Genomic DNA, 20,681 nt, shown 5'->3' on the forward strand with positions numbered 1-20,681 from the left:
TTTTCTCAGATATTTCGCATGAAATTGATTTTAAGGCAATAGAGAAGCGTACTTTTGCCCCACATGAACCAAGAGAATGTTAAACAGGGGGTCATTTTTATGCTCATTGCATCTTTTTGCTTTGCTTCCGTAGGAGCATGTACGCGAATTTTAAAAGATTCTATCAGTTCGGTGGAAATCGTTTTCTTCAGAAATCTTATTGGCGTAGTTTTCATAGGCTATTCTGTTTTAAAAAGACCTTTGGTGCAGGTAGGTGGAAAACCTGGCTTGCTCATTTTTAGAGGGTTAATTGGCACGGTAGCTCTTTATACTTTCTTTTATAGTATTACGCAAATTGGGCTAGCAGAAGCTATCACCTATCAGCAAACTTATCCTATTTTTATAGCCGTGTTTTCTGTTTTTATAGCGGGTGAAGGCCTCCGCAGAAACGAATGGCTAGCCGTTTTGCTCGGTTTTGGCGGAATATGCTTCATTTTTCTTCCTCAAATGTCAGGAGGAGTGGCAGATGCTCGCAGCCATATTATTGGTATTACTAATGCCGTTTTAACTGCCTTTGCCTACATGAGTATTAGAGGGCTAAGTGCCTATTATGATGCTAGGAGTATTGTCCTTTCTTTCATGCTTTCGGGTATTTTATTACCAATAGTTTCCATGTTGGTGGGTCAGTTTTATGAATTACCATCTTTAGATTTTCTGGTGGCGGCCTATGTTCAGCCACATGGTTCGGACTGGTTCTGGATTTTGATTTTGGGTATTACCGCCATGATTGGTCAAATTTATTTAACTAAAGCATTCAGTTTTGGCAAAGCAGGAACCATATCGGCGGTAGGTTATAGCAATATCGTTTTCTCTGTTATCTATGGCGTATTTTTAGGTGACCCCAAGCCCTCCACTTTAGCATTTTTAGGAATAGCCTTCGTTATTACTTCAGGGATAATTATCTCTTATCAGGCAAAAAAGGCGTCCTGATATTTTATCTTTGTTTCCATGTCTGAATTATTTCCAACCGAAACGCTCTTTGTGGATGTGCTGCTGCCCGTGCCCATTCCGCAGGCATTTACTTATAGAGTGCCGCGTCACTTTACGGAGTATGTCAAAAAGGGGAGTAGGGTCATAGTGCCTTTTGGCAGAAACCGTGTTTTGACAGGAATAATTTCTGAAGTGCACGGCACGCCACCAGAGAAATATAAGGCAAAGTACATTTCTGAATTAATGGACGAGCAGCCCATAGTAACCGACAATCAACTTTGGCTTTTTAAGTGGGTGGCAGACTATTATATGTGCCATGCCGGCGAAGTAATGAACATGGGCTTGCCCTCTGGGCTCAAAGTGAATAGTGAATCTCGAATTCAAATTAACCCAGACTTTGACCGTGAGGAAAGTCTGGACCCAATGGAGGTGGAGATATTGAAAATCATTGGTGAAAATGATTCTCTTTCTTATGCCGATTTGTCAAAGTTTATCAATGAGATAGACGTGACTAAACTTGTCAAAAAGCTTATTGACAAAAACGCCATTATTATTTATGAAGAGGTAAAAGAGCGTTATATCCCCAAAAAGATTAAAAAAATAAGGCTAAAACCTTCTTTAGCTACAAAAAGGGGAGTGCTTTCACTGATAGACCAGCTAGGTAAAAGTGAAAAGCAGCAAGCAGTGATTCTTACTTATGTTGGACATATTTCTATAGATGAAATAGAGTCAAAAAACCTCCACGGAATAGATAAAGTCTTTTTCAAGGAGGCAGAAAACTCTGCTTCTTCCTTAAAAACACTTATTGATAAGGGTATTTTAGAACAGTTTGAAATCACGGTTTCTCGTTTTGACAGCATAGACACTGACAGCCTGAAAGAAATCAGCTTAACGGAGCATCAAAATGGGGCATCTGATGCCATCATGGATGCCTTTGCAGAAAAACAGGTGGTTCTTTTTCATGGTATTACGGGTAGCGGAAAAACGGAAATATACATTGACCTTATTCAGAAGGTGCTGGATAGCGGTTCGCAAATTTTGATGCTTTTGCCTGAGATTGCTCTTACCACGCAGATAGTGAGCAGGCTTCAAAAGGTGTTTGGCGATAAAATGGGTGTGTATCACTCTAAATTTTCTGACAATGAACGTGTAGAGGTTTACATGGGTGTGTTGTCTGGCAGGTACCAATTTGTGGTAGGTGTGCGGTCGTCTATTTTCCTTCCATTTAAAAACTTGGGTTTAATCATTGTGGATGAGGAACATGAGATTTCTTATAAGCAGTTTGACCCAGCTCCGCGTTACCACGCCAGAGATGTAGCCATTATGCTGGCACATAAACAAAATGCGAAAGTTTTACTCGGCTCAGCCACGCCTTCTTTTGAATCTTATACACAAGCTTTAGATGAAAACTATGGCCTAGTAGAGCTAAATAAGCGATTTGGAGATGCCGTCTTGCCGTCCATAGAGCTAATTGATATGGTGGCGGAGCGTAAAAGCGATTCGGTTAGAAGCGATTTTAGTAAAGTTTTGCTGGAGGCCATACAAGCTAGAATTAAGAAAAGTGAACAAACCATAGTTTTTCAAAATAGAAGAGGCTACGCACCCTATTTAAACTGTGAAGAGTGTAACTGGATAGGCAAATGCCATCAATGTGCGGTTAGTTTGACACATCATTTGTATGAAAATACGCTGGTTTGTCATTACTGCGGACATACTGAAACCCTTCCTAAAACATGCCCCGTTTGTAACTCTTTAAAGATAAAATCAAAAGGCGTAGGTACGCAAAAAATAGAAGAAGACCTGCAAGAGATTTTTCCGGAAGCCGGTCTTTTAAGAATGGATTTTGATACCACAAGGGCGAAGAATGCATATCAAAAAATCATCAATGAGTTTAGTGAAGGTGAGGTAGATATCCTGGTAGGGACTCAGATGATTTCTAAGGGCCTTGATTTTGATAATGTGAGTTTGGTTGGTGTTTTTGATGCCGATAAAATGATTCACTTTCCAGACTTTAGGTCGGCCGAAAGAGCTTATCAAATGCTAACCCAAGTAAGTGGAAGGGCAGGAAGAAAAGAAAAGCCCGGACAGGTGCTTATTCAAACCGGAGACCCAGAGCATCCTGTTTTGAGTTATGTGGTGCAGGGAGATTATAAGGGTTTTTACTATGCCGAAATTAAGGAGCGGGAAGGTTTTAGATATCCTCCTTTTTCAAGAATCATAAGCGTATCTACCAAACATGTAGAAAGAACAGTCTCCCATAAAGCCGCAGGTTTGTTGGTGAAAATGCTACAAGAAAAGCTAGGTTCGCAGCGAGTTTTAGGACCAGAAAGAGGCATGGTGGAGCGTATCAGGAATCAATACATTTTTGATGTCTGGATAAAGCTTGAAAAAAATAAGCTAAACATGGCCGCCACCAAAAAATTTATAAGAGAGCAGATTACAGAACTCAATACACAGAAGGAGTTTAAAAGTGTTAGGTTTGTGGTGACCGTGGATGTGGTTTAATTTATAAATATTTATAAAATCATGAGTCTAAAAAGTAGCATAGGAGATTTGTTTAAACTTGGAGAGATTAAAGACAGTGTCATTAGTTTGATAGAGGCTAAGCTTGAACTGAAGAAAATTGAGATTCAAGAAAAGGCTGAACGAGGAGTAGCCGAATTAATTTTCGCGATTCTCTTAATGGTCTTAGGCTCTATGGTACTAGTCTTTGTGCTAATTATGGCGGCGTTTGGCCTAAATGTATGGCTAGGCGAACCCTTTGGATATCTCACCATTTTAGTACTGCTCCTAATTACACTCGCAGTGGTGTTCAATAAGAAAAAGGAGATTAAAGAAATGATTACCGAAACCATTCAGAAAGAAATGGATGCTATGGATAGCTGAAAAGCCCTACTTCGTGAATAAAGAAAAACCCCGATTTGGTGATTGAGCCAAACGGGGTTTTTGATTAATAAAGGGTTAAAATTTACATTCTTATAGGTCTTTTTGATTGGAGTCTCTTCCCCACCAGCTGGCGAGCATAGAACCTGTTACATTCATCAATGGTCCGAAAATAGTAGCCGCTAAACCTACGGTAGCTACTTTTCCCATTTCTAATGCTAATGCAGATGCCAGTCCGCCGTTTTGCATTCCTACTTCTAAAGAGATGGTTCTGGCGTCTCGCTTGTTTAATCCAAATAGCTTAGCCGCACCATAACCGAAAGCGTAGCCACCCAAATTATGAAGCACCACAGCTACAAATAATAAGGCACCTACAGCTGCTAAAGAAGCTTGACCTTTGGCAGTAACCACCGTGATTACATAGGCAATACCTGCCATGGAGAACAAAGGCAAAATTTTCTTAACAGCTTGTATTTGCTTTGGCAGAAACTTATTAAGTAGAAAACCTAGGGCCACAGGGAAAACCACGATTGTACACATGCTCCAAACCATACCCCAGAAGTCAATTTCTATAAACTGGCCTCCTAGCCACTGCATAAGAGTAGGTGTAAGAATAGGAGCTAGCATGGTAGCAAAAATGGTAAGCGTAATAGAAAGGGCTATGTTTGCTTTTGCTAAAAGTGACATAACATTAGAGGCCAAACCACTAGGGCTACTACCAATTAAAATCATTCCCGCCGCTATTTCAGGAGGAAAATTGAATACTTGAGTTAAACCAAAGCCCCAGAGCGGCATAATCATAAACTGTAAAAAGAGGCCAATTAAAACCAACTTTGGTGTTTTCAAGATACCTAAGAAATCATCAATAGTGATGGTGGTTCCCATCCCAAACATAATGATTTGCAAAACAGGAACTATCAAAACTGTTAGTTTGATACCGCCCACTTCTATCAGGTATTCGGGGAAGTTGTAAGCTATTATCACCAAAACAATGATGACGATGGTGTACAAATAATTTTTCATAAAAGAGTTTTAGGGCCTTATTAAAGTGAAAAGATATGAAAATTTAGCTCCAAGTTCTATCATGGCTATCTAGTTCATCCCATTCTGTAGTTGGGGCAAAATACATGGTGCCACTTTTTAGATGTTCTTTTACTACTTTTTCGTTAAGGTCTATACCTAAGCCAGGGGTTTCAGGAACTTTCACAAAACCATCTTTATAGATTGGCTTATCAATTCCACCTACTAAATCTTCCCACCATGGCACATCAAAGCTATGATGTTCTAGTGCTACAAAGTTCTCTGTAGCGGCAGCACAGTGGATATTTGCCATGAAAGAAACGGGTGTGCCCGCAAAGTGCATGGCCATCGGAATACCTCTTTCTTCGGCATAATCGCCAATTTTTTTGGTTTCAATCAAGCCTCCAGAACTCGCCAAATCAGGCTGTACTAAATCAACGGCTCTTGCGTCAATCAGCTTAATAAACTCTTCTTTAAGGAAAATGTCTTCTCCGGTAAGTGTAGGCGTATCTAAGGCGTCTGAAATTTGTTTCCACTGAGAAGTATAAAACCATGGAATCATGTCTTCTAACCAAGCTAGCTGATATTTTTCGATAGCTTTTCCTATTCTAATAGCAGTATTGACACCAAAATGACCAAAGTGATCGGCTGCTAAAGGAACTTCATAGCCTACCGCTTTTCTTACTTCATGTACATAGTTTGCCAATATTTCAATACCCTCATCGGTAATTTGAATTCCAGTGAAAGGGTGTTTAGTGTTGGCATAAGATCTGGCGTTTCCTTTCATTTTTGGAGGGTTTCCCCATTGACGAGAATAGTCAAAAGCATTTCCTCCTACCACCGTCCCAGGATGATTTTTTAAAAGCCCTACACCAAAATCCATTTTTAAGAAAGTAAGGCCTAATTCTTGACGCTCTTTCATTTTTTGAGCAAAAATGACTGGGTCCGCCACGGTTGGTGTGTCACCATATATTCTGATATAGTCGCGGTATTTTCCGCCCAACATTTGAAATGCAGGAACTCCGTAAGCCTTTCCAGCTAGATCCATCAATGCCATTTCTACCCCACAAACGCCGCCAGCAGCACGCCCGTGCCCACCAAACTGCTTTATTTCTTTAAAAAGCATTTCAGGATTACATGGGTTTTTACCAAGTAGCTTACTTTTAAGAAAGAGACCGTACTTAGCACTGGCACCATCTCTTATTTCACCGTATCCAGATATGCCCTGATTGGTGTCAATTCTGATGATTGGACAGGTCATTGGAGCTTTGTCAATGATGGCAATTCTCAAATCAGTAATTTTTAGATCAGAAGGACTGCTTGACCTTTTCACTTTTTGCGAAAGGAATTCTATTTCTTTATCTGGCTGACCATTAAACATCATGCCTAAGGAAAGTCCTCCTAAAGCAGATTTTCTAATGAAGTCTCTTCTGTTGTCGCCTTTGTTTGGCTCAGTGCCATTTTCAGAAGCTAATTTTTGAGCAGTTTGGTCGGCTTGATGTACCGTTGGCCCAGAAGGAATCTCTCCTTTGAATTTAAATCTGTCGAATAGATTATTTTTCATGTTATATAAGGGTTGAATTGTAATTTTATTTAAAAGTCACGGAGTAGTAAATCACCAGTTTCTTTCTTTCATGTATTCATCAAATTCCTTTGGTGTCATTTGAAGTTTTTGAGGGTTCGCTTTTATCCAGGCTAAGAAATCAGTTTTGATTTTTTCTGACCACCTCATGTCAATTTCCCCAGGTGTATAAGTGCCATCTTTTAGTCTTAAAACACCGAATTCATCTCTTAGAGCTGTAAATTCAGAATTTAGTATTAAGTCTTCGGCAAACTGTGCAGGTATAAAAACTACTCCTTCTTTTTTTCCTAAAACTAGGTCGCCAGGGAGTACTGTAGCTCTACCAATTCTGATAGGACAGTTTATGCAGGTCATCATCACACCTTGAATATAAGATGGGTCAAGACCTCTGACAAAACCCACAAAACCGTCAATTTTGCTGATGCCTTCTATATCTCTAGCACCTGCGTCAAATACAACACCATTGCCAGATTTGGCATAAATAGCATTAGCTAGGTTGTCACCAATTAGCGTTCCGTCAATAATTTTTCCGAAACCATCAGCCACATAAACGTCACCGTTTTGAAGTACATCAATAGGCCATGAATTTGGAGAACCTACGCGGTTTTCTTGTTTGCCTTTGGCTTTAATTTTTTCATCCATATCAGGACGGGAAGGCATATACTGGGTAGTAACCACGCGACCTACTAATGGCTTATCGCCAATAATGACCCAGCCTGCGTCAAACTGGTTATGATAACCTTTGTTTCTTAAAAAGCCCCAAGCTTCTTCGGTAGAGACATTGGCCAATCTTTTAATAAGAGCATCAGAGACGTGGGGTCTTCCATCTTTGGAGCGTTCACCTTGATAGTCGCCCGTAAAAGTTTTGATTTGCTCTGGTGTCCATTCTATTTGTTGGGCATTTACATTAAAAATAATAAGTGCACAAAATAGAGTGAGGCATAAGTTAATTTGCTTCATATTTTTATATAATTATTCAGGGTTGAAATTGTGTTTAATTTCGAAAAAATTATTCAAAAAACAGCCTTTTTACGCTGATTAGCTTATTTTAATCGACCAAAAGAACACATTGTTTAGTGTTGAGAAAGACTGTAAAAAATAAAGCCATGAGGTTAGACCCCATGACTTTTGAAAAGGGTAGAGAAAGTTATTTATCCCACCAAACTTTAGTGTCCAAATTGTCTGGACCTTGTCTAGTAATAGCTGCTTGGATATTGGTTCCGTTTACAGATATTTCAGAGTTTGGATAGGTTAATCTATTAATGAAGTCTCCTGAAATATCTTTTCTTGGGAAAGGGTTTGGTGCCAATGTAGGGTAACCCGTTCTTCTGAAATTGGCGAAAGCCTCAGGTCCGTTTAAGAAAGAAGCAATCCAGTATTGGGTTCCAATATCTTTCAAAGCATCAGTTCCTAGTGGGTTTGCTGAAATAAATGTGGCAATATCAGCAGGGTCTACTGCACTGTTGGCGTCATGATCACCGCATTGCATCATGTGAGCTTCTATTCCGTTTTTGTAATAAGTTTCGGCAGAGCCATTAACCCATCCCTTTACTGCAGCTTCGGCCAATAATAATTGAGTTTGAGCATAAGTTACTAGGTATCCTGGAGCTGTATTTTTTGCCATTCTGGTTCTATCTATTTGAGAATATGCATAGAAACTTGCTAAACCATCTGCAGCAGCTATTGGTAGAATACTAGAATTATCATGACCCATCGGAATCCCTATTTGATCAGCAGGGTTGATGGAAGCTTTATCTGAAGTTTGTCCATTACCAGATGCCGCCCCAATATATCGAACTGCAATACTTTTCAGTCTCGGGTCAGACGTGCTTTTTAACTGGTTAATAAATGCTGCAGGGATAAAAAAGTTACTAGACTCAGTAGAGCTTAACATACCCACGGTTGGGTTTTGATAGTTAGGGTCATGCTTTATGACACAGTTATCTGTATTGCTTTGCATTAGGCCACCAGCTACTGCAGCAGAAACTACAGATTGAGCTTTACTGGCATCTACATTACTGAGCCTCATTCCAGCTCTTAGAAGAAGAGAATATCCAAGTCTTTTCCACTTAGTTACATCTCCACCATACATCACTTCTGCACTTTCTACTTTTCCTGAACTACTTAATGCTGCCGATGCTTCGGTAAGTTCTTTTATGATGTCGGTATAAATAGCCTCTTGCGTATCATAAACAGGTAGTACCACTTGGTCTGTAAAACCTTTTCCCGCTTCAAAGTATGGGATATCACCATAAGTATCTGTCAAAACCATGAATGCGTAGGCTTTCCATATTCTAGCCATTTGAACTAGATTATTTCTATCGCCTTTTTCAGTTGCTTGTAATATTGCGTCTGTAGAGCTTCTTATTACGTTTTGATAATATTGAGGCCATAATGGAGCAAGGAGAGCTCTGTTATCTTGATTAAAATTAGCTCCTGTTAATACTCCAGAGTTCGGAGATATAATTTGCTGAACTACACCCATTTCATAAATAGCAGTGGAGCTGCTAAATGAAGTGTTAAGAATGGCGTCATTCAGAATAAATGCAGGGTCAATAGCGGTAGCTGCCGTGCTATTTATATTTAGTTCGTCAAAACCCTTATCGCAGGCTGTAAAGCTTAAGGCTAGCCAAGAAAGAATTATATATTTTGTTATCTTTTTCATCAAAATTGATTTTTAGAATTTAACGTTAAGGTTGAAGCCAAGACCTCTTGTGGTAGGAACACCTGTAGACTCTAAGCCTACAATGTTGTCAGAAGTATAACCGAAAGAGTCTGGGTCAATATTTGGTACCCATTTTTTGAGCATAAGTACATTATTAGCCACAATGCTTAGCTTGGCAGACTTGATAGGGAAATTGGCTGGAAGGAATTTAGTGAAGTCGTATCCAGCATTAATCTGACGAAGTTTCCAGAATCCAGCATTATAAATAATAGGCTCAATAAGTGCTTGAGAGCGAATAACCTCCCAATATTGCTGCGAATTAGCCGCCACAGTGTTTGGTTCGCCGGCTTCATTTACACCCTCACCTATTACTCCAGTGTCTCTTCCTGGCACCGTTTGCTGATGCAAGCCATGTCTGGTTAAGTTGAAATTAGTACCAGACATCATGTTTCCTCCCAGTTTGAAATCTATTAGGAAAGACAGATTTACACCTTTATAATTAAACGAGTTAGTGAAACCACCTACCCAATTATGTAATGCACTACCAAAAGAAACTAAATCAGGCGTTCTAATTGGAATTCCGTTTGCTCCAAAAATTTGTCTTCCTTGGTCGTCTCTTTTAAAGCCAAAACCGTAAAGTTGGCCTAGCTCTTCGCCTACCACTTGTCTTAGTTCACCGTTAAATACATGCGTACCTGTAGTGATTTTTTCGCCTGGCGTATCTGTTAATAGGCTAAGCACTTTGGTCTTATTAAAAGAACCGTTAAATGTGAAATCCCATCTGAAGTCGTTTGTTTTTAAAGGAGTAATTCCAAGTAACCATTCTACACCCCTGTTTCTACTCTTTCCACTATTGATAAGGGTGCTCACAAAACCAGAAGCATCAGAGATTTGGGCGGTGACTATTTGGTCTTTTGTGATTTTTTCATAGGCAGCCATATCTAAGCTTACTCTATTATTGAAAAGTTTCAATTCAAAGCCAACTTCAGCTTCCGACGTACGCATTGGGCGTAAACCTGAGTTTGGCACAGTGCTTCCTTGTGAGCTACCAACTGGCTGTCCTGTAAATAAATTGGAGTTTATGCCGTAAAATAATGAGTTGGAATATGGAGAGACGTCAGTATCGGAGCCTACTTCAGCATAAGCTGCTCTTAACTTACCAAAAGACAGCCAAGATGGAGCGGAGGCCATCGCTTGAGAAAACACGAAACTACCAGAAACAGAAGGATAGAAAATACTTCTATTTGCTTCAGCAAGAGTAGAGAACCAGTCGTTTCTGGCTGTACCGTTTATAAAAAGAACCCCTTTGTATGATACTTCAGCAGAACCATAAACAGAGTTTACCGCTCTTTCAGAAAGAGCATAAATTGGGTCTTTTACTCTACCATTCATTACAGTGTACAGGTCTCTTACTACAAAATCAGTCACCTGGGTACTGTTTAAGTCGGAACGGCGTGTCATTTGATTTCCACCTAGGTTTACATCCAGACCAAAGTCTCCAAACTCTTTAGTACCTGAGATTAAGATGTCTTTGTTGATTTCTCTGAACCTTCTAGCCTCTTGGGTATACATACCATTAACAAAACCCGCAGGTGCAGGTCCTCTAGATGCTTGACCTGTAGGGAAATTATTATAATCTTCGTCTCTTGACCAATAATCTTGACCTACTCTACCTTGAATAAATAACCAGTCGGCTAAATCATACTTTAAAGATAAATTCCCAAAAACTCTATCTCTTTGGATGTTATGAAATTGGTCGGCCAAGGTAAAATAAGGGTTTGTTCTATTTTTGAACCTTGAATACACGTACTCATTTCCATCGGCGTCATACTTTTTCTCGTCTAGTAAATCCCAAGGCATAGAGTTAGCCATGATAGCTACAGAAGTAGGTATTGAGTTATCTTGGTTTGCAATGTTAGGAGGGTTCGTATTATTCTCGTTTGAGTAGTTTATATTACTAGAAAAGCTGAGCTTTTTAGACAGCTTATATGACAAGCCTAAGTTTACTGTTTTACGGTTAAACTTGTTGTTAGGAATAATACCCTTGCTATCAAGATTAGAAAAGGAAATATTAAATCCACCATCAGCATCGCCACCAGCAAGTGAAATTGTGTTGGTAAAGTTTTGACCAGTTCTATAAAAGATGTCATATCTATCTCTAATAGGCTCGTAAGGTACGGTTACCCCGTCAAAAAGAACTTGGGTCATGCCAGGAGCAAATTTTTCTCCAAAAGACCACTGTCCAGAAGTCGGATTTTCAGAGGTAGGCCTTACACCGTTCTCCCCCTGTCCGTATTCATATTGATAATCTGTAAAATCAAGTGCTCTTTCTGTAGTAAAGTTGGTATTGTATGTAACACCGATTCCCTTACCATCACCATGCATTTTAGTTGTAATCATGATTACACCATCTTTTGCACGAGAGCCGTAAAGGGCAGCAGCTGTGGCACCTTTTAGTACCGTCATGCTTTCAATATCGTCTGGGTTAATGGAAGATAAACCATCTCCACCATCAGAGTATATTCCACCACCACTTCTTACACCAATAGAGTTATCAGAACCAGCGTTGTTTTGATTTGTACCAAAGTTGGTATTATCAATAGGTACACCGTTAACTACAATAAGTGGTGTATTTTGACCAGAAATAGAAGATTGACCACGAATTCGGATTTTGGAGGTACCTCCTGGACCTGTTCCCATCGCAGAAATATTTACACCAGACACTTTACCCTGTAAGGCATTCATAAAGTTGGGTTGTCTGTTTTCTGTTAGTGCTTCCTTTTTTACTGTAGAGGTAGCGTAACCTAGCTTTTTGGCATCTTTCTTAATACCAAGAGCGGTAACTACTACTTCATTTAAACTTTGAGAATCTTCAGTAAGATTAATATTTATAGTGGTTTGGTTTCCCACTAAAACTTCTTGAGAATTAAAGCCTACAAAACTAAAAACTAAAGTTGAATTTGCTCCAGCGGTGATTTGATAGGCTCCATTTACATCTGCCGTGGTTCCGTTTGTCGTTCCTTTAACAACGACCGATACACCTGGGAGGGCTGAATTGTCTACATTTGATCGTACGGTTCCCGTAATTTGTTGAGCAATGGTGCCGAAAGAGAGAAGCACCAAACTCAACAGAATGAGGTAATTGTTCTTCATATTAAATAATTAAGGTTTATAAGATTGAATAGGTGTCAAAAGTTCTTCTTTTATTTATATTAAACTTTCAAATTATTTCGGCGGTTGATTTTGTAAAAATTGTACAATTCGCAGATTTAATATGTTATTCAACCTATGATATGACACCAATAGCTTTATTACAAGGCCAGGCAGAGCTATTAGACCCTTTCAAACAGATTGGGAAGTTTGCGGTATATAAGAGTATACCACAGTTTGATGAGGGTTCTATGCTATTGGAAATTGAAAGTCTTACGTTCTTTTTTATACAAGAGGGTAAATTTGAGTGGTTTGTAAATGGTATCTCTTGTATTTTACTTCCTCATGATTTATTGGTTGTGCATCCTAAAGATTTATTAAGTTTTGGGGGAGGGATTTTGGAAACTGGGACTTATGTGGAATTATCTATCGATGAGCTTGAAGGTGTTTTGTTTAATAGAAGCTGGAGCGGGCTTAGTGTGCCAGATGGCCTACTTGTAAAGCAAGCATTGGAACAGAACTTCCCTTTAATAATTCAGGATTTAAAGGAAGTTTCGAAAATACTTCAAACCCTGGTACAAGAGTTGACAGGATGTAAATTAGGACATGTTACAAGAGTAAACGGGCTGATTGACGAGTTTTTCATTACAGTCACTAGAGCCTTAAGTGTTGAAAACAATCAGAGTCATGACTTTCCAAAAGTGTTTCTCAAATTGGATAAAATGTTGAGAGAAAACCTAGGGCACCCATGGACAGTTAATGAAATGGGAAGCATGGTAGGGCTGGGTACAACTGCCTTCACCGAAAAAATAAAATATTATACAGGGTTTGCTCCTTTGCAATATTTGATAAACTTGCGAGTAGCGGAGGCCATGCGTATGATTAAAAACACAGAGTTTTCTATGACAAGAATTGCCTTAGAACTTGGGTTTTACAGTTCGCAACACTTCTCTTCTACCTTTAAAAAATTAACGGGTTTCTCTCCTAAAAGTTATAGAAAAAATGGATTCTAAAAAGGCCTGTATTCTTACGATTAACATTGGTACATCTGCCACTAAAATAATTGGGTTTGATTATTTAGGAGTAGAAGTTATATTTAAAAAAGGGTCTTACCCCACGTTTCACCCACATCCAGATTGGAGTGAACAAGATCCTGAGCAAATATTTATTACCATCATGTTTTTGCTGAAAGGTATTTTAAATGATGCGTCGTTTTATGATAAATATTTTGTGCAAAGCATTGTTTTAAGTTCTTCTATGCACAGTGTTTTGGCTTTAGATAAAAGTGGAAATACACTTGGCAATGCAGTCATTTGGTCAGATAATCGAGCGTGTGAAATATCTACCTCTTTGAAAGGAACGGAGCTGGGTGATAGAATTTATAAAAACACCGGAACCCCTATTCACGCTATGTCTCCGCTGTCAAAAATCACATGGATAAGAGAGAATGAACCGGAGAAATTTGAAAAAATTAGCAGGTTTGTTTCTTTAAAAGAATATGTGATTTATCAACTGACCGGAGAGTTTTGTGTAGACTATAGCATAGCATCTGCCACAGGTCTGTTTAATTTAGACCAGCTTAATTGGGATGCGGATGCTATGAGATTTGCCAACTTAGATACTTCTTATTTTTCTAAACCGGCAAATATCTTTCATTCTGATTTGAAAATTAAAGCTCCTATTCTCAACTCATTAAGGTTAGATAAAAACACTAAATTGATAATGGGAAGTTCTGATGGTTGTATGGCCTCATTAAGTGCAGGTTCTATGAGAAGTGACCAGGCTGTGGTATCGGTAACTAGCTCTGGAGCGGTAAGAGTTTTTGGTCAAGAATGTTTAGTAGATGGCAAAGGGAGCTTCTTTAATTATATATTAGAAAAGGGAAAGTATATAAGTGGAGGGCCTACGAATAATGGAGGAGTGGCTTTTGAATGGGCAGCAAGAGGTTTAGGAAATAACTATCAAGACTTGCCCATGGAAGAGCTATTGGTAAAACTATATAATGAGACAGCAAAGGTTAAAGAAGGCTCAGAAGGGCTTATATTTTTACCCTACCTTCAGGGTGAAAGAGCACCTATTTGGAACTCAAGTGCACGTGGCGTTTATTTTGGATTAAATATCACTCATGAACCTAAGCACATTATAAGAGCTACGCTTGAAGGAATTTTATACGAAATTTACAGCATAGGGAGGTCTATTAAAAGCCATAGAGACTTCCAAACGATTCACTTAAATGGCTATAATGCTATGAATCCGCTGTGGTCTGAAATTATCTGCGATATGTATGGACTGCCGGCCTCTGTAAGCACATATAAGCATGGCCCTAATATGGGGGCAGCTATGGTGGGCTTAACGGCTATGGGAGTTTATGAAAGTTTAGAAGATTCACTGCAGATAGCTCCTGAAAAGATTATGAAAAACCCGAATAGAAAGAAAAACAAGGTTTATTCAAAGTATTACGCACTTTTTGAGCGACTTACACAAAAATTAGAATCTTAATTTGAAGAAATATCAAAACTACAAAACGACTATTAAATGAAGAAAAGGCTTCCTTCTATTGATGTTTTTAGAGGAATAACGGTCATGCTCATGACCTTAGTTAATAACCCAGGAGACTGGGGAAATGTAGTATCTCCTTTTCTTCATGCTCCTTGGCATGGCTGCACCCCTACAGATTTGGTGTTCCCTTTCTTTCTTTTTGTGGTTGGTATAACCACCGTTTTGGCTTCGCCAGAACCTTCATTTGACAAAACTACTTTCCTGAAAATTACGGTTAGAGCATTAAGAATTTTCTCACTTGGTCTCTTTCTAAATTTCTTTTCTAAAATTCACCTCTTTGGTCTTGAAGGCTACTCCCTTTTGATGGTGAGGTTGATTTTTGTGGCTTTGGTCTATTATCTATTATTGACCAAATATGATTTGAAAAGGCAGCTTTATGTAGTTCTCGGTTTTCTAGCGATTTTATTCACATTGGCTTTTTTACCTGTTTCAGGCTTTGAAAATGTCAGAATTCCTGGTGTGTTGCAGCGTATAGGTTTAGTGTATTTTGTGGTAGCTATTCTTTATAATAAATTTTCATTAAAGGTATTGGCGGGTATTTGTGTGGTTCTTCTTTTGGGGTATTGGGCGGCCATGGCTTTGGTTCCAATAGACGGAGTAACAAGTGTATTTGATAAAGATGTAAACGTAGCAGCGGCTTTTGACAGAATATTTCTTAGCGGACACATGTGGGCATCCTCTAAAACTTGGGACCCTGAAGGACTTTTCAGTACGCTTCCTGCCTTCGCGACAGGTTTAATAGGTGTATTTATAGGTACCCTTTTAACTAAGGAGAAATATGACAAGGAGCGAGTAAACTATTTGATTTATGTTGGCTTGGCCTTGGTAGTCGTAGGTTTTTTCTGGAACAAGGCTTTCCCTATTAATAAGGCTTTATGGACTTCTTCTTATGTTCTTTATACTGCTGGTTTGGCTACTTTACTTATGGCCTTGATTTACTTTGTGGTAGAAGAGCGTGACATTAAATTCTGGATAAAGCCATTCTTAATTTTTGGGGTAAACCCAATGCTAATTTTCTTTTTCTCTGGTATCATTCCAAGAGTACTTTCTACAGTCAAAATAGATGGTGTGGGCTTTCAGCAATATGTTTATTCCAATGGTTTGGTGCCAATTTTTGCTGACCCAAAATATGCTTCGCTTTCTTGGGCAATCCTTTATCTATTATTCTGGTTTGCTGTATTGGCCGTCTTTTATAGGAAGAAGATTTTTGTAAAGGTTTAGTCCGTTTCATCTAGTGTAAAGAGATAGTTAATATCAACTTTAAGTGCTTTTGCCAATTTAAAAGCCAGAATTACAGAGGGTGTAAACTTTCCTTTTTCAATAGCATAGATTGTTTGACGTGTAACCCCTATTATTTTGGCCAATTCAATTTGAGACATTTCCAACCTTGCCCTTTCCACACGTATTAGGTTTTTCATTTTAATCTGGCAGTGTGTTTTTCCTCACTTTATTTAATAAAAGATAAAAGACTATTTGATAGAAACATAATGTTGAAGCTTCCATTGACCAATTCTTGTCAATAATTAGTCGAATACCGATGTATACTAAAGTGCCAAAGAAAACAAGATAAATGCTTTCCATCCTTATCTTTTGAATATAATCATCAAAGATCTTGTCTTTTGCTAAAGCATAAATTATGATACTAATTAATGTAGTAAGGGTTAGTAAGAACTCAAATTCAGAATGCTGAAATGTTATGCCATTGGCTGTCCAGTGAGCCTCATTCCATCCGTTTATTATCGATATTACTCCAACAGGGATAAAGGATATTAAGGCGATATACTTAAAATAATGAGGTAAGAATTGATATTTCATGGAGTTTAAAAGCTAGACAAGGAAAAATGTTTTCGGCACTTGTTAATTATAAGAAAAAGGAGAATCTGAGTTTCGAAAAAATAAGAAGCATCTATTTGCCAGTCGATATTGAAAAGTAAACGTAGAAATATAAAAACTAGGCTAGCCAAAAAAGTAATATACATACTTTCAAGCCTCCTATAGATCATGAATTCGTCAATGATTTTATCCTTGGAAAACGCGTAAATGAAAATCCCAAAGTATTGGATTAAATCGAACTTCTCCGAAAAAAAAATAGGATGGATGCCAAGCGTTTTAATGTCTTCAGGGAGCCCATAAAAGCCATTAATAAACGCTTGCAATCCTGAGCCAAGGCCAAAAGAAAAATAAAGGATTAAGCCAATATATTTAAAGTAGTGGGGTAAAAATTGAAACTTCATGTCGTATGTTTATGTAAAGTAGACCGTTCAAATGTAAACTATAAATTACATAAAGACAAATATTAATTTCTTTCTTGAAGTCATCAAAACTCAGGTACTGCTAAAAAGAGAAAGATTATTTTAATTGAATGTTTCTATTAAATAAGCCGAATAAGCGTTCTAACACTTAAAATAATCAGAACGAAACCCACCAAAATAGTTGCTGGTTTTCTTGGAATTTTATTTAAAAAGTAGGCTCCAACCGGTGCGGCTATAATACCGCCTACTACTAATCCTGCAATCACTCGCCACCCACTAATGCCTTCAAAAAGCACAAAGGTGATGCCACTGGCAAAAGCAATGGCAAACTCTGCTGTATTTACAGAGCCAATGGTATATCTTGGGTCTCTTCCTCTGCCCATGAGTGTAGAGGTGACAATTGGCCCCCAACCACCACCGCCAATGGAGTCCATAAAACCACCAAAGCCGGCTAATAAACCTAGATTTTTACTTTTCTTCTTTTTGATGTTTTTCTTTAAACCCTTAATAATAATGGTTGCGGCCAGTATTATCATGTAGATGGCTATGAAGGGTTTTATGGCTTCCCCATCTATCACATCTGCCAATAAATACGCACCAATTATGGCACCTGCAATGCCCGGAACTATCAAGTTTAAAACCAGTTTTTTATTGATGTTTTTAAATCTATAATGCGATATGGCGGAAGCACCTGTGGTAAACATTTCTGCTACATGAACCGCCATGCTACTGGTAGCAGGATGCACACCAAAAGAAAGCAAGAAAGTGGTGGAGGTAGCTCCATAGCCCATGCCTAAGGTACCATCTACTAATTGGGCAAAAACGCCAATGGCCAAAAATATGAGGAACTCTTGATTAAATCCGTTTTTGACTTTTTCAATGGTAAAGCTCTCAGAATAGTTTATAAACAAGAAAACGGAAAGTCCTGTAAGCAGGACAGCAGGTATTATGTACCAAAGCTTATTAGCCTCGAGCATATTACTTGTTAGAGTTTTTGAATTCATTTGTTTTGAGAAAAGATTTATTTACGATTTCTAGAGCACTAAAAATTTTACAAATAAACTATACTCTAGTTAATCTATAAGGATAATAGACTAAATATATTTATCGAATACTTTATTGCTACTGACAAACGGTTGTCACCTCGGTCAATTTAGTTTGTATCAAAAGAAAACGAACAAATGGAAAAACAAGAATTAGCAGCAAAGAAAGTAATTGGAATTTGGGTAAGAACTACCAATCATGAAGAACAAGCATTAACCGATATTGTGGCTCTTTGGGGTAGATTTATGGCGGAAGATGTCATGTCAAAAATCCCTAATCTTATTGGCTCTGAAATATATTCTATCTACACAGAATATGAAGGAGATTTTACTAAACCTTATACCACGGTTTTGGCCTGTGAGGTCAGTAGTTTAGATGATATTCCAGAAGGAATGAAAGGTTTAGAAATAGGAGGCGGAACCTATGCCAAATTCATGGCAAAAGGAAACTTAGATGAAGGTGCCGTAGGAAACACCTGGATGGAAATATGGAAAAGCGGAGCCGATAGAAGGTACACCACAGACTTTGAGGTCTTCGGTGCAAAATCACAAGACCGTACTAATGCCGAGGTTGATATTTTTGTGGCGGTAAACTAGCCTTCCACAAATGCACCAAAGGCCGTATACTTCTCGTACAGCTTATTGTAAACAGCATTTTTTGATGGGTTTGGGTGATATTCTTTATCAAATCCCGAACCCATTGCTTTTTGAGCTTCTTCTAAATTGTCATAAATACCGGCAGCCGTAGCGGCAAACATCCCTGCTCCTAAAGCACAGGCTTGGTCAGAGGCTGCCACTTTGATGGGTATGTTGAGTACGTCTGCCAATGTCTGCATCACAAAAGACGATTTATTTGCAACACCACCAATACCTATCACCTGTTTTATTGGAACACCTTCTGATATAAATCTATCAACAATGGCTTTTGCACCAAAAGCGGTAGCTTCTACCAGTGCTTTAAAAACCACGGCGGCATCACTGCCTAAATTTAAACCTGCAATAGCCCCTTTTAGCGTATGGTTGGCGTCAGGTGTTCGTCTGCCATTAAACCAGTCTAGGGCTATGGCATCGTTTTCTGTTAGGGCTAGTTGAGAAGCCTTGTCTGCCAAATGAGGAATCAATTCGTCCGCCATTTTATCTTTAATGGCTTGGTCTGTGATAAGGTCGTTGACCGGCCCAAGAATCAATCTTTGAAACCATGCGTAAACATCACCAAAAGCAGATTGACCCGCCTCCATGCCTAGCATTCCTGGCAAAATAGAACCGTCTACTTGACCGCAAATTCCTTTGATTAATAAATGCCCTACCTCTGCTGTAGGAGCTACCAACATATCACAGGTAGATGTTCCCATTACTCGTACGAGGGAATAGGGTTCAATTTCTGCACCTACGCCGCCCATATGAGCGTCAAAGGCACCTACGCCTATAACCACGTTTTCTGGTACCCCTAGTTTGCTTGCCCATTTAGGTGAAATAAAGCCCATGGCCTCATCTGAGGTGAAAGTTTCTGAGTAGAGTCTATCTCTTAAACCAGAAAGTAAAGGGTCTAATTCAGTAAGAAATTCCTCAGAAGGAAGCCCTTCAAACTCCTCATGCCACATGGCTTTATGACCTGCCGCACATCGACTTCTTTTAAGTGTTAGTGGATTGGTGTTTCCTGTCAATTCCGCTGAAATCCAGTCGCAGTGCTCTACCCACGAAAAGGCTTTTGCTCTTACTTGCTCATCTACCCTAAGTGTTCTTAATATTTTAGCCCAAAACCATTCCGACGAATAAATACCTCCTACGTATTTAGTGTAATCTATGGAGCCATTATGAGCTAATTCGTTTATTTCTTCAGCTTCAGCATTACCTGTATGGTCTTTCCAAAGAATAAACATCCCATTAGGGTTTTCAGAAAACTCAGGTAAAAGAGCTAAGGGAGTTCCATTTCTGTCAACTGCCACTGGCGTTGAGCCCGTGGTGTCTACAGACATTCCAACAACGTTTTTTGCTATCTCCGAGCCAGCTTCTGCTAGAGCTCCTTTTACGGCAGACTCTAAACTTTCAATATAATCTAAGGGGTGCTGTCTAAATTGCGAAGCGGCAGGGTCACAGTATTTTCCTTCTTTCCATCTCGGATAATAGCATACAGCTGTACCTTGGCTTTCACCATTTTCTGCATTAACTATGAGGGCTCTGACGGAGTCTGAGCCAAAATCTATTCCAATGGTGTATTTAGAAGTCATTTCAGAGGGTTTATCGTTGTAGGCTTAAAGATAAAACTTATACATTCTTTTTAATTACGAGTGCCGACTAAATTTCGGAACACTTCAAAAACTATTTTTGCAATAGAGAAACGTCTTTTATCTCTATTTACGCAACAATCCTCATCATTTCCTTTGGCTGACTTTCCAGTCGGGACCTCATTTTTTTTCGAAAAAAAACGAGGCAAAAAAAACATCACCCTGTAAACTCACACAAACAAAATTCTCATAATATTGCCCTTATATTTTAACCTTTGGGGGTCAGAATTTCGGTTGTGCTCAAACAGCACAGGGCTTTATTATGAATTACTT

At 38.8% G+C, this 20,681-nt stretch carries 16 protein-coding genes; 7 read left to right on the top strand and 9 right to left on the bottom strand.

All coding sequences use genetic code 11. The features are described 5' to 3' along the window. Positions 1-99 precede the first annotated feature (99 nt). The 3 genes from AADJ06_RS11425 to AADJ06_RS11435 are packed head-to-tail and all read left to right on the top strand — an operon-like array spanning position 100 to position 3,855. Positions 100-969, top strand: coding sequence for a DMT family transporter (locus AADJ06_RS11425; protein ID WP_341226580.1), 870 nt, complete (start codon positions 100-102; stop codon positions 967-969). Between the two features lie 18 nt (positions 970-987). Then, the gene (gene priA, locus AADJ06_RS11430) at positions 988-3,474 is read left to right on the top strand and encodes a primosomal protein N' (RefSeq protein ID WP_341226581.1); all 2,487 of its coding nucleotides are present in this window, start codon (positions 988-990) and stop codon (positions 3,472-3,474) included. A 21-nt stretch (positions 3,475-3,495) separates the two neighbouring features. Beyond that, positions 3,496-3,855 (top strand): phage holin family protein, encoded by a 360-nt coding sequence (locus AADJ06_RS11435; protein ID WP_341226582.1) that lies wholly within the window; start codon positions 3,496-3,498, stop codon positions 3,853-3,855. A 90-nt stretch (positions 3,856-3,945) separates the two neighbouring features. Here the strand turns inward: AADJ06_RS11435 and AADJ06_RS11440 are convergent, their stop codons facing one another. The 5 genes from AADJ06_RS11440 to AADJ06_RS11460 all read right to left on the bottom strand — a co-directional run bounded on the left by AADJ06_RS11440 (position 3,946) and on the right by AADJ06_RS11460 (position 12,272). Then, the gene (locus tag AADJ06_RS11440; protein WP_341226583.1) at positions 3,946-4,875 is read right to left on the bottom strand and encodes a bile acid:sodium symporter family protein; all 930 of its coding nucleotides are present in this window, start codon (positions 4,873-4,875) and stop codon (positions 3,946-3,948) included. Between the two features lie 43 nt (positions 4,876-4,918). Further along, positions 4,919-6,436: a mandelate racemase/muconate lactonizing enzyme family protein gene (locus AADJ06_RS11445; RefSeq protein ID WP_341226584.1), complete on the bottom strand. Its 1,518-nt coding sequence runs from the start codon at positions 6,434-6,436 to the stop codon at positions 4,919-4,921. Positions 6,437-6,487: 51 nt separating this feature from the next. Further along, entirely contained in the window at positions 6,488-7,414 is a 927-nt protein-coding gene (locus tag AADJ06_RS11450; protein WP_341226585.1) for an RraA family protein, read from the bottom strand. A gap of 187 nt (positions 7,415-7,601) precedes the next feature. After that, positions 7,602-9,119 (bottom strand): SusD/RagB family nutrient-binding outer membrane lipoprotein, encoded by a 1,518-nt coding sequence (locus tag AADJ06_RS11455; RefSeq protein ID WP_341226586.1) that lies wholly within the window; start codon positions 9,117-9,119, stop codon positions 7,602-7,604. Between the two features lie 12 nt (positions 9,120-9,131). Next, positions 9,132-12,272 (bottom strand): SusC/RagA family TonB-linked outer membrane protein, encoded by a 3,141-nt coding sequence (locus tag AADJ06_RS11460; protein ID WP_341226587.1) that lies wholly within the window; start codon positions 12,270-12,272, stop codon positions 9,132-9,134. A gap of 140 nt (positions 12,273-12,412) precedes the next feature. On the opposite strand from AADJ06_RS11460, the gene AADJ06_RS11465 reads away from it, so the two are divergent. The 3 genes from AADJ06_RS11465 to AADJ06_RS11475 are packed head-to-tail and all read left to right on the top strand — an operon-like array spanning position 12,413 to position 16,049. Beyond that, positions 12,413-13,282, top strand: coding sequence for an AraC family transcriptional regulator (locus tag AADJ06_RS11465; protein ID WP_341226588.1), 870 nt, complete (start codon positions 12,413-12,415; stop codon positions 13,280-13,282). Next, positions 13,272-14,768, top strand: coding sequence for a gluconokinase (locus tag AADJ06_RS11470; protein ID WP_341226589.1), 1,497 nt, complete (start codon positions 13,272-13,274; stop codon positions 14,766-14,768). The genes AADJ06_RS11465 and AADJ06_RS11470 overlap by 11 nt, the downstream gene beginning before the upstream one ends. 36 nt (positions 14,769-14,804) lie before the next feature. Then, positions 14,805-16,049 carry a DUF5009 domain-containing protein gene (locus tag AADJ06_RS11475; RefSeq protein WP_341226590.1) on the top strand — a complete coding sequence of 415 codons (1,245 nt, stop codon included), beginning with the start codon at positions 14,805-14,807 and terminating at the stop codon, positions 16,047-16,049. On the opposite strand, the gene AADJ06_RS11480 is transcribed toward AADJ06_RS11475, so the two are convergent. From AADJ06_RS11480 to AADJ06_RS11490, 3 genes are all read right to left on the bottom strand, one after another. Continuing rightward, positions 16,046-16,246 carry a helix-turn-helix transcriptional regulator gene (locus tag AADJ06_RS11480; protein WP_341226591.1) on the bottom strand — a complete coding sequence of 67 codons (201 nt, stop codon included), beginning with the start codon at positions 16,244-16,246 and terminating at the stop codon, positions 16,046-16,048. The two genes, AADJ06_RS11475 and AADJ06_RS11480, sit on opposite strands and share 4 nt — an antisense overlap. A gap of 1 nt (position 16,247) precedes the next feature. Continuing rightward, a complete protein-coding gene (locus tag AADJ06_RS11485) occupies positions 16,248-16,643 on the bottom strand; it encodes a hypothetical protein (RefSeq protein ID WP_341226592.1) in 396 nt (131 codons plus the stop codon). 556 nt (positions 16,644-17,199) lie between these two features. Further along, the gene (locus AADJ06_RS11490) at positions 17,200-18,084 is read right to left on the bottom strand and encodes a sulfite exporter TauE/SafE family protein (RefSeq protein ID WP_341226593.1); all 885 of its coding nucleotides are present in this window, start codon (positions 18,082-18,084) and stop codon (positions 17,200-17,202) included. A gap of 177 nt (positions 18,085-18,261) precedes the next feature. Here AADJ06_RS11490 and AADJ06_RS11495 point away from each other — a divergent pair, with 177 nt between their 5' ends. Continuing rightward, positions 18,262-18,720, top strand: a complete 459-nt coding sequence (locus AADJ06_RS11495; protein ID WP_341226594.1) for a GyrI-like domain-containing protein — start codon at positions 18,262-18,264, stop codon at positions 18,718-18,720. On the opposite strand, the gene AADJ06_RS11500 is transcribed toward AADJ06_RS11495, so the two are convergent. Next, complete coding sequence (locus AADJ06_RS11500; protein ID WP_341226595.1) at positions 18,717-20,351, bottom strand: ribulokinase; 1,635 nt, start codon at positions 20,349-20,351, stop codon at positions 18,717-18,719. The two genes, AADJ06_RS11495 and AADJ06_RS11500, sit on opposite strands and share 4 nt — an antisense overlap. Between the last annotated feature and the right edge of the window lie 330 nt (positions 20,352-20,681).

It is taken from the genome of uncultured Arcticibacterium sp. (genome assembly GCF_964021845.1).
Classification (GTDB): Bacteria; Bacteroidota; Bacteroidia; order Cytophagales; family Spirosomataceae; genus Arcticibacterium.